Annotated in this window: 11 protein-coding genes; 6 read left to right on the top strand and 5 right to left on the bottom strand. The window is 52.6% G+C overall.

The genetic code is table 11. The features are described from left to right. On the top strand, window positions 1-233 hold a 233-nt coding region (locus GS636_RS22605; protein WP_216602965.1), incomplete at its 5' end, for a hypothetical protein. Between the two features lie 307 nt (window positions 234-540). Next, window positions 541-1,269, top strand: a complete 729-nt coding sequence (locus GS636_RS19260) for an SDR family NAD(P)-dependent oxidoreductase (protein ID WP_171671736.1) — start codon at window positions 541-543, stop codon at window positions 1,267-1,269. 48 nt (window positions 1,270-1,317) lie between these two features. Here GS636_RS19260 and GS636_RS19255 read toward each other — a convergent pair whose 3' ends face one another. After that, a complete protein-coding gene (locus GS636_RS19255; protein WP_171671733.1) occupies window positions 1,318-2,073 on the bottom strand; it encodes an MBL fold metallo-hydrolase in 756 nt (251 codons plus the stop codon). A 41-nt stretch (window positions 2,074-2,114) separates the two neighbouring features. Between GS636_RS19255 and GS636_RS19250 the strand changes: the two genes are divergently transcribed. The 3 genes from GS636_RS19250 to GS636_RS19240 all read left to right on the top strand — a co-directional run bounded on the left by GS636_RS19250 (window position 2,115) and on the right by GS636_RS19240 (window position 5,221). After that, entirely contained in the window at window positions 2,115-3,233 is a 1,119-nt protein-coding gene (locus tag GS636_RS19250; protein WP_171671730.1) for a pyridoxal phosphate-dependent aminotransferase, read from the top strand. Between the two features lie 188 nt (window positions 3,234-3,421). Further along, window positions 3,422-3,895: a DUF427 domain-containing protein gene (locus GS636_RS19245; RefSeq protein WP_171671728.1), complete on the top strand. Its 474-nt coding sequence runs from the start codon at window positions 3,422-3,424 to the stop codon at window positions 3,893-3,895. A gap of 6 nt (window positions 3,896-3,901) precedes the next feature. Next, window positions 3,902-5,221 carry an AarF/ABC1/UbiB kinase family protein gene (locus GS636_RS19240; RefSeq protein WP_171671725.1) on the top strand — a complete coding sequence of 440 codons (1,320 nt, stop codon included), beginning with the start codon at window positions 3,902-3,904 and terminating at the stop codon, window positions 5,219-5,221. Window positions 5,222-5,232: 11 nt separating this feature from the next. Here GS636_RS19240 and GS636_RS19235 read toward each other — a convergent pair whose 3' ends face one another. The 4 genes from GS636_RS19235 to GS636_RS19220 all read right to left on the bottom strand — a co-directional run bounded on the left by GS636_RS19235 (window position 5,233) and on the right by GS636_RS19220 (window position 8,184). Then, the gene (locus GS636_RS19235) at window positions 5,233-5,631 is read right to left on the bottom strand and encodes a DUF4149 domain-containing protein (protein ID WP_171671723.1); all 399 of its coding nucleotides are present in this window, start codon (window positions 5,629-5,631) and stop codon (window positions 5,233-5,235) included. Between the two features lie 17 nt (window positions 5,632-5,648). Then, a complete protein-coding gene (locus GS636_RS19230) occupies window positions 5,649-6,500 on the bottom strand; it encodes an isoprenylcysteine carboxylmethyltransferase family protein (protein WP_171671720.1) in 852 nt (283 codons plus the stop codon). Next, window positions 6,500-6,943: a thiol-disulfide oxidoreductase DCC family protein gene (locus GS636_RS19225; protein ID WP_171671718.1), complete on the bottom strand. Its 444-nt coding sequence runs from the start codon at window positions 6,941-6,943 to the stop codon at window positions 6,500-6,502. The genes GS636_RS19230 and GS636_RS19225 overlap by 1 nt, the downstream gene beginning before the upstream one ends. Window positions 6,944-7,551: 608 nt before the next feature. Beyond that, window positions 7,552-8,184, bottom strand: a complete 633-nt coding sequence (locus GS636_RS19220) for a YceI family protein (protein WP_171671715.1) — start codon at window positions 8,182-8,184, stop codon at window positions 7,552-7,554. A 74-nt stretch (window positions 8,185-8,258) separates the two neighbouring features. Here GS636_RS19220 and GS636_RS19215 point away from each other — a divergent pair, with 74 nt between their 5' ends. Continuing rightward, the gene (locus GS636_RS19215) at window positions 8,259-9,002 is read left to right on the top strand and encodes an endonuclease/exonuclease/phosphatase family protein (RefSeq protein ID WP_171671713.1); all 744 of its coding nucleotides are present in this window, start codon (window positions 8,259-8,261) and stop codon (window positions 9,000-9,002) included. The last annotated feature ends 86 nt before the right edge of the window (window positions 9,003-9,088 follow it).

Below are 9,088 nucleotides of genomic sequence, written 5' to 3'. Positions count from 1 at the left end.
TCAGCAATCGCCCTCGCAGCACTCGTTATCTATTGGCTATGAGTCCTGACCCTAGAGCAGCGCTTCTTTTAAGGAAAGTTCCCGAAGTTCTTTATATTGTTCCCGAGAAATCTGAGTACAAGTTAGATGAACTGGTTGCGATACGCGACAAGCTAGAAATCGAGGGCATTAAGTTTGGGACATTGCCGGAAAAACGTTCGCTCACACCAGGTGACATCCATCTAGTCGGATGACGCATCTGCTTTATCGGGTTCAATCGACCTTTGGTGATCTACGCAGCTCTACAAATCAAACATTTGATCGAGAATGATCTAGCTGAAACAGCGGCGCAGAACTGGCTCGGCATCGAAGCGCCGTAGTACTCAGCACCAAGGTCAGCGATGCGCAGAAAGCGGACTTTGCAAAGTCTAGCTTGAGCCCAAAACGAACGCGCGCTGAATTCAAACGGAATTGACTTTCCCGGTTTTCAGAAAAAAGGGTTGTGAGTTTTCTGCTTTAACTCGGAGTATCCCAAAACATACCAAGGTGGGAGGATTTGTTATGAAAACAGCGGTAGTGACTGGTGCAGCGGGAGGGATGGGGCAAGCCATTTGTCGCCAACTGCGGGCAGATGGGTTCCACGTGTTTGGACTGGACCTCAACGAGGAGGGCCTAGGTGAAATGGCAACTGAGTTAGGTTCGGATTTTGCGCCTATCTGCGTTGACATAACGGATCCCATTGCTATCGCTCATACGTTTGATGGAATTAGGTCAGAGTATGGCGGTCTGGATGCTTTGGTAAACAACGCGGGCACCTGCTTCATGTCTGACTTCCCGCACATTCCGCCCGAGGAGCTCGAAAAGCAGATGGCGATAAACTTTAACTCTGCATTCCACTGTTGCCAGCAGGCTGTTCAGTTGATGTTGGAACGCGAAGGCATCAAAAAGATTGTAAATATCTCATCGAATGGAGCTTACAATTTCGATGTGTTCGACCCTCCCCATTACCGGGCGTCAAAAGCGGCGATGGATACACTTACGAAAGACCTTGCCCGTCGATACGCGCAGGAAAAAATCTGTGTAAATTCTCTGGCACCTGCCATGACTGAGACACCATTGTTCAATGTCTTAACCAAGGACGTCTTGGAGAAAGCCATTAATGCTATGCCGCATGGCCGCGCGATGCTGCCCGAGCAAATCGCCGCTTGGGTCGGTTTTCTAATTTCGCCGGCTGGTGATGTCTCCAGTGGGAATGTGATTGTCCTGAATCAAGGGCGCGACGTCAGATAACTCCTGGGCGCACCGTTGCCTTTATGGAAAATGGTCCATGGGGTGGGATCAGCTGTAGACTTCTGGTGCTTTTTTCAGAACTGGCCATTGCTTTGGACAATGCCCATAGATTACGAACGCATCTCGCTCGGATGCCAGACGCATCAACCTGTCTGCGCTGGCAATCGCTGCATCCTCGTCCCAAGACCCGGCAAACTTCTCGTCGATTTCTGCTGGTCGGGAAATCGCATCACTGGTTAGTAAAACCGTCCCCGACGGAAGATCGACCATTACCGCGATCTGGCCAGGCGCATGACCGGGTGCCATCAAAACGAAGATACCTGGCCCAATCTCTACGTCGTCATCAACAACCAGGTAATCCTGATCGGGCCATTCCAAAGGCCGCATATCGCCCCAGTACAACGGGCGGGGTAAGGCTCGCTCCGCGGAAGAGATAAGAATTGGACTGCTTGGAAAGTCGCCCAATGCACCGATATGGTCGATATGGGTGTGCGTACAAATCTGTAGTGTAATGTTTGACGGAAGAAGCCCAAGTTTTGCCAGCTGTGCGCGTGGAAGATTGTCTGGTTCACACTTCAAGACCTCGCCGAACTCGAACAATCGATCTTCTTTGACTGCGGCGTCAGTGGCGGTGGCATATTTTTCGGGGAACCCGGTATCGATGAGTATTGCTTCTCCTAAATCTGTCCGAATCAGAAACCCGCAGATACCAATTATGCGGCCAGTGGAATGGACCTTGAACAGCCCGTAGTCCAAAACCGCAAGGTCAATCGGTCGCCCTTTGACAAATCCCTCTGCTTGCACAGAATCTCTCCCGGATTGACTACAAGGATTTTGAGTAGAGCATGAAAGTCAAGATACACACACTTTTTCAATACCTATTGGATACTACGGAAGCGGATCCAGATGCGTTCGTCGGGTTTTCCTTGTCAGAGTCGCCGCGTTTGGGTGAGTTCATGGATGCACTGGATCCAGCGCTGCCGTTGGATTGGAACCAAAAAAGCTTTCGCGGTCTGCCTGCTTTACGACGACATGTCTTGGACCGCGCCGGCTTGTCTGATGTTTGCAAGCCAGACGACGTTCTGATCACCGCCGGCGCAGCAGAAGCCAATTATCTTGCATTCATGCAATTGGTCCAACCGGGCGACGAAGTCGTAACGGAACGCCCGGGTTGGCCACAAGCGGGTGTATTGGCAGAGGCGGTTGGCGCGAGGCTAAAAGTTGTCGACCGTGAAGAGAGTGCTGGATGGGTATTGCCGCTCGACAAAGTTGAGGCCGCAGTAACGGAACGCACTCGACTAATCTTTATAACCAACCCCAATAACCCCTCCGGGCAGTTGATGACGCAAGCAGAGCTGGAAAGGCTTGTCCAAATCGCAGATCGTGTAGGTGCATGGCTGGTTGTTGACGAGGTTTACGCAGGATTGGAGTGGGACGGGTCCCGCGCGCCTTCGATTGCCGGTCTGTATTCTAGGGGTATCACGACTGGCAGCGTTTCCAAGGCACTGGGGCTCCAGGGGCTACGCACCGGCTGGATGATATGCCGTGATCCCGATCTGATTTGGGACGCTATTATTCTGCGGGAAAACTCGAGCGAAATTATGAATATTCTCGGCGAAGTCATTGCCGAAATCGCTTTGAGGCCTGACCGATACAATCAGGTTATAAAAGCTGCACGGGCAGCTGGGATGAAAACGCTGGAACGCCTGGATAGGTTTGTTGCCGATCAGCCCAACCTCGATTGGGTCAAACCTCAGGCTGGATTAATTGGTTTGGCACGGCTCGATGGGATTGATGGCGACGTGTTCGCCAAACGCTTGCTCGCTGATCCCTATCGGACGTTTCTCTTACCGGGCTCGTCTTACGGGATGCAGAACCACATCCGACTGGGTGTGGGGGGAGGTGCTGCTGCCAACCTCGACCTTGGCCTACAGCGCATGGGCGAACTGTTGGCGAACTGGTAGAGTTAGGACACTCATTTCGGCTTCTCGGCCTGCAACGCCGGTCAAAAAGTGCTGCCCGATCAAAGCTGACATTGAGCGTCTTGATGGTGCAAGTTCACCCGCCGTGTGCTGGAAGCTTTTCCGCTAGAATAGCGCTGGTTGCGCGCTAGTTCGAAAATGGAACAACCGATTCATAAAAAAGGTTCGAAATGACAGGTTGGACAACTGAAAACGTCCAAGACTATCCGCGACCACCTGCGCTACGGGCTCTACCCCATCGGGTGCGGATCGAACTCGGCGGTCAAACCATCGTGGAGACCGATCAGGCGTTTCAGGTTCTCGAAACCCATCACGCCCCCACGTATTATATTCCGCCGCAAGACATCGATGCCGTTCTGACGAAGGCCTCGGGTAGATCATTCTGCGAGTGGAAGGGTGTTGCGAGCTACTGGGACGTTCAGAGCGGGGCGGCCGCGGCAAAGAAAGCTGCGTGGAGTTATGCTGCACCAACCACCAGATTTGAACAGATTAAGGGCTATTTCGCCTTTTACGCCAGAATTATGGACGCTTGTTTTGTTGGTGAGTGCCGGGTGATCCCGCAACCCGGGGGCTTTTATGGAGGCTGGGTCACCGAAAACTTGAAGGGTCGCATAAAAGGCGCTCCGGGCACGGAATTTTGGTGAGTATTGATGATCGACCCTAAATCCTCATCAACCCCTTTGGCAGTTCCTACTAGCCGTTTGGCCCGTGTCGCCGGTTTAAGCAGCATGACGGCAGGTATTGCGGGGAACATGGCAGCACGCGCCCTAAGAGAGATCGGTCGAGGTGCGCGACCCGACATGCGTGGTTTGTTGATGACACCCGGCAACGTGACACGCATTGCGGATCAACTCGCTCGCATGCGAGGGGCCGCGATGAAGGTGGGTCAGTTGATTTCGATGGATGCAGGTGAGGTCTTGCCGTCTGAACTGGCAGACATCATGGCGCGTCTGCGAGATCAGGCGCATTTCATGCCGCCGAAACAATTGCGTGACGTCCTGAACCGAGCCTGGGGTGCAGGTTGGCGAAAATCCTTCCAAACCTTCGATGTAAGGCCTGTAGCGGCCGCAAGCATCGGGCAAGTACATCGTGCGACATTGAAAGACGGTCGCGATGTGGCGATCAAAGTGCAGTATCCGGGCATCGCTCGTAGTATCGACAGCGATGTTGCGAATGTCGCGACCCTGGTTCGGATGTCGGGTCTACTCCCGAAGAACTTTGATCTGGATCCGTATATCCAAGAGGCGCGCAGTCAACTGCATGAAGAAACCGATTATGAACGTGAGGGACAGCACCTGCGCCATTTTGCTGACCTCCTGCAGAATGATGAAGCGTTTGAAATCCCGGAATTCTTTCCAGATTGGAGCACGCCAGAAGTTCTAACGATGTCCTTTCTGGAAGGTCGCCCTATCGAAGCCGTGGGTGATGCGACCAGCGAGGAACGCAATCGAGTCTCAGAAGCCTTGGTCAATCTCACGCTGCGCGAGGTTTTCGAGTTTGGTATCATGCAGAGCGACCCAAACTTTGCCAATTACCGATACAACCCATCCAATGGAAAAGTCAGTCTCTTGGATTTTGGCGCGGCACGCGCACTGCGACCACCTGCGATAGATGGATACATGGATCTGTTGCGCGCCGGTTTGCTTGAAGACGGTGCGGCGCTTTGTAAGGCTGCCATGCAACTGAAGCTTATTGAAGGTGATGGCCCATTTGACGACCGGATCCTTGGAATGATCCGCAGCGTTTTCGAAGCAATTCTATCTGCGAATGAATTTGATTTCTCTGACCGAACTCTTTCCCAACGCCTGAACAAAGACGGCATGGCCTTGGCTGAGGCCGGCTATATCCCACCCCAGGTGCCAATGGACGTTCTTTACCTCCAGCGAAAGATTGGGGGAATGTTCCTGTTGGCCACTCGATTGAACGCCTCGCTACCCGTGAAGACGCTTCTTGAAAAGTACGTCATCTGAACGGCCACGATTCACGCCAAACCAGCAAGTCGAACAATTACAAAACCCGCGGCTCCGATATGAACCAGTGTGATTAGGACAGATAGCGTGTGCAGCAGCTTGAAACGGTGAGTGTCACCTGTGTCTGTAGCGTTATTGATTGCGGGCATCAGAACCTGCCGTGTGAACACCGTTGTCACAGCAATAACTCCCATAATTGCGCTGGACACTGAATCTCTGGCGACGAGCAGAATAGTAGCTGCGCCTGCTGTGGCCGTGATAAACAGGTAAAAGTGGGGGAAGGCCCGCCTTATAAGCGATCCTGCCGCCTCCGCTGGGAGCGCGTTAAAAACAAACGCCGCGAAACCGAAAGAATAGAGTACCGTTCCACCAAACATAAGCGCGGTAATAAGCAAAGCGACTTCAAGCATTTGTATTCATTCCTTGATTAGTCACGGCTCATAAATCGCCTCGACTCCCTGGCCGAATGATTCACGCTGCTGGCGCGTTGTGGGATCGCATAGGGAACGTTGTCTCTATAGTCTCGGAAACGCTGACCAAATAGCTTCTCAAATCGCCGCTCTTTTAGCTTCGGTGCAGCAAGGCAGTAGCTTGTCAGCACGACAGCGAGAATAAGCTGGTCTGGGGTCCACACCGGCACCGTCCACAGCGTCAAAGCAAAGGAAACGTAGATTGGCTGGCGTATCACGCGGAACAAACCAGTTGTGGGCATGTCTGGGAAAACGGGTTTGGCGTTTCGCATTAATGACATCCAACCCAATGCGCCTGATTGAACCTCGGCCCCGGCGTCCCAGCTGGCTTTAACCAGCAAACCCCAAGACGCTGCGTAGAGCGCGCTGATCAGGTAGAATGACCAACCCTCTGCCTGCCACCAGATGACACCTGTGGGGGTCCAAAACGCAAAGAGCACAAGCAGTTGGAGGGAGGCGATGATTGCGTAGGTGGATGTGCTCAACGTCGCGCTATGGGGACCTGGGACGAGGCTAGAGAGCCATTTCTTACCGGCGTCCGACAAAAGGAATGAGTGTGTCACCGGAAATTGCAGAACCAAAATGGCGTTGACGAATGCGGCGGTTGGCCAAGCCACGGCTCCAAGGCTTTTGCTCATGCCAAAAAACATGGCCACAACCATCGCAAGAACGGCGGCGGCAAAGATGGTGTGAGTGATGAATCCAAAACAAAGAGCGAGTATAATGCGACCGGTGCCAGGAGCGGGTTCAAAAACCCCTCTCACGAGCCAGACCAGTCGTTTGAAATGACTATCGCCCGGGCTGATCATTAAAGCGTATCTTTCTGGTTGACCGGCTTTGCTCCGACCCAAGATGCGATCCGCGAGAGCATCGGTCTGAGGGGTAGGAAACCCCGATACGCAAGCTCTAGCAAAGGTAAGATCCCTGGCAACCTTGCGATACGCGCTAACCAACGCCATTTGGGTAAAGCGCACCAAAGCTCTGTGAAGCCGCGCGCGCCCGAAACAAGTTTTCCATCCGCTCGTCGTACATGAAACCGACCCATTGCCTCTTGCCGCGTTAGATCTTCACCGAGACGCACCTTGGGGTTTGAGACGTCGACAAACTGCAAACCATCAGAGCCCTCACAAGAGGCATAGTGCCCGATCTCTACTGAGCAGAGCGGGCACGATCCGTCGTAGTAAACCGTAGCGCAGGCTTGATCGGCTTTACGCGATTTGACTGCAACCTCAACTCGTTCCGTTTTGTGCATCGTCTTGGACCTCTACCAGTGGGGTGCACCCGATCTTTGTCAAAAGTTAGAGCAAATACTGAAGAAACGAGGTTGTAGCTATCGCAAACAGGTGCGGTACGAGGCCGCAACTTGCTGAGCAGCTAGCTAAACTCAACGGCAGAATTCTCCGCAGAGCAGACACTTTTCGGGATTGCGCCAATGACGGCTTCGAGCGGAAACTGGGCTTTGCGCAGATAGGTGTACGTCCCTTTCTTACATCAACCGGTTTGTCCCAAAACGTGGCTACACCCCGCTTATCCCGCACTCATCGCTTTCGTAGCCCTGCAAAATCTGATCAGCGCCAATGCTTGCGCGACCACCAAACTCTGTTGTCGCGATTTGCTCAGAAATCTTCAGCACAGTAGGCCGAGTTTAGTCCGCATGCTCTCAGCTGTGTAATGCATCATTTATGGTTCGCCGCTATCAACATGAGGTAGGTTCAGACTCAAAACCTAAAATGGGCGGCAGTCGTTTAGTGACCAGGGTTCGAAGGAAAAATGAAAAAATGGTGGACTGCCTTTCGAAGCCAGGCAGTTTACTGCATGCAAGATCGATTTGTTGGCTGGCAACACATTCGTTTACCAAAATCATTTGTCGCTTTTGATTGCTTCCGTCTCAATGTTAATCGTCACTTCATCGCCAACAAGCCCATTCGCGACTCCGTAATCCATCCCAAACTCACTGCGCAAAATGGCGGTGTCGAGCGACAGTCCTAAAACTTCGCGTTTATGGCCAAACGGATATTCTGCGACTTTGTTTAGCGTAACATTCAGCGTTACGGGAAGAGTTTGATCCAAGATCGTCAACTCTCCGGTCACAGTTCCGCTGGTGTCGTCCGAAGCTGTGCCACCGTTCGCAACAAACTTGATTTCGGGATACGTCGACACATCCAGGAAGTCTCGGTTTCGAACATGACCGTCACGCGCGTCGTTGAACGTGTTCACGGACGCCGCTTGGATCATAACCTCTACGTCGCGCAACTCTTGCGTTTCAGTGTCGTAAAAGAAGTTGCCCGACAATTCTGTGAACACACCAAGTGTTTTTGCGTAGCCGATGTGATCAATTGTGAAATAGATGGCCGTGTGCGTTGGATCGAGTTCATACCGCGCCATATCGGCGTTGGCCGCCATTGCATATGCACTTAGTGCAGCCGAGGTTACAATCGTTCGCGTTGTAGTGCCAAAGCGGCCGAGATCGGTTTTTAAACGCGTAAAAGCCATAGTACGAAGACCTCCGAGTGGTAGCCAAGGTTTTAAACGATATAGGTTGCAAACGGACAAAGGCCGTAAAAAACATGAGCAACTCCACAATTCGCTGCGCAACATGGAACATTCATCGCGCAAAGGGACCAGATGGACAGGTCGATCCAAACCGTGTGGCCAACGCAATCGGGACGGAACTGGCGCCTTTGGGTTTGGACATTCTGGCGTTGCAAGAAGCGGATGAGGAATGTCGACCGCACGCTCGGATCGTAGACGTGCAGAACATCTCCGAGCTTACGGGGCTTAGATACACACAAGACGCCCCCGCATTGCGTTGGGGAAGTCAGAGCGATGGATTCCTGGGAAGCATCCTGTTTCTGGGCAAGAGGTTTCAGCGCACCCATGCAGATGTGATTGATCTACCAGGCCATTGCCACCGGGGCGCTATAGTGTTCGAAACGCTGGTTGACGGTTATCCGTTGCGCATAATGACGATGCATCTTTCCTTGTCGCAACCGTTGCGCATCATCCAAATGCGTACCATTGGGCAGTACTTACATCGTCGCCCAACCATGCAAACACTCATGCTAGGCGACTTCAATGAATGGCGACCTTGGGGCGGTTTGATGTTTCATCAACGGATTGCTGGAACGGCCTTTCAAGGGCCTGCTCGAGCCAGTTTCCCGAGCAGAGCGCCTATTTTACCCCTGGACAGGATCTTGACGGATTTTCCAGACGCAATTTCAGAGGTTCACGCACTAAAATCAGAGGTTTTGGTGCAGGCTTCGGATCACTTGCCTTTGACGGGCGTTGTTAAGCTTGGGAAAAGGACGTGAGCGGTTGGTTGCCCACAAGGCTACCCGAAGGTCGTTGGCGGGCTAATTTGTTCTTAGGATCAATTGGGTGACGTTCATGTTTGGCG

The organism is Ruegeria sp. HKCCD4884 (assembly GCF_013110855.1).
Classification (GTDB): Bacteria; Pseudomonadota; Alphaproteobacteria; order Rhodobacterales; family Rhodobacteraceae; genus Ruegeria.
This window is presented reverse-complemented; position numbering and strand designations above follow the sequence as displayed.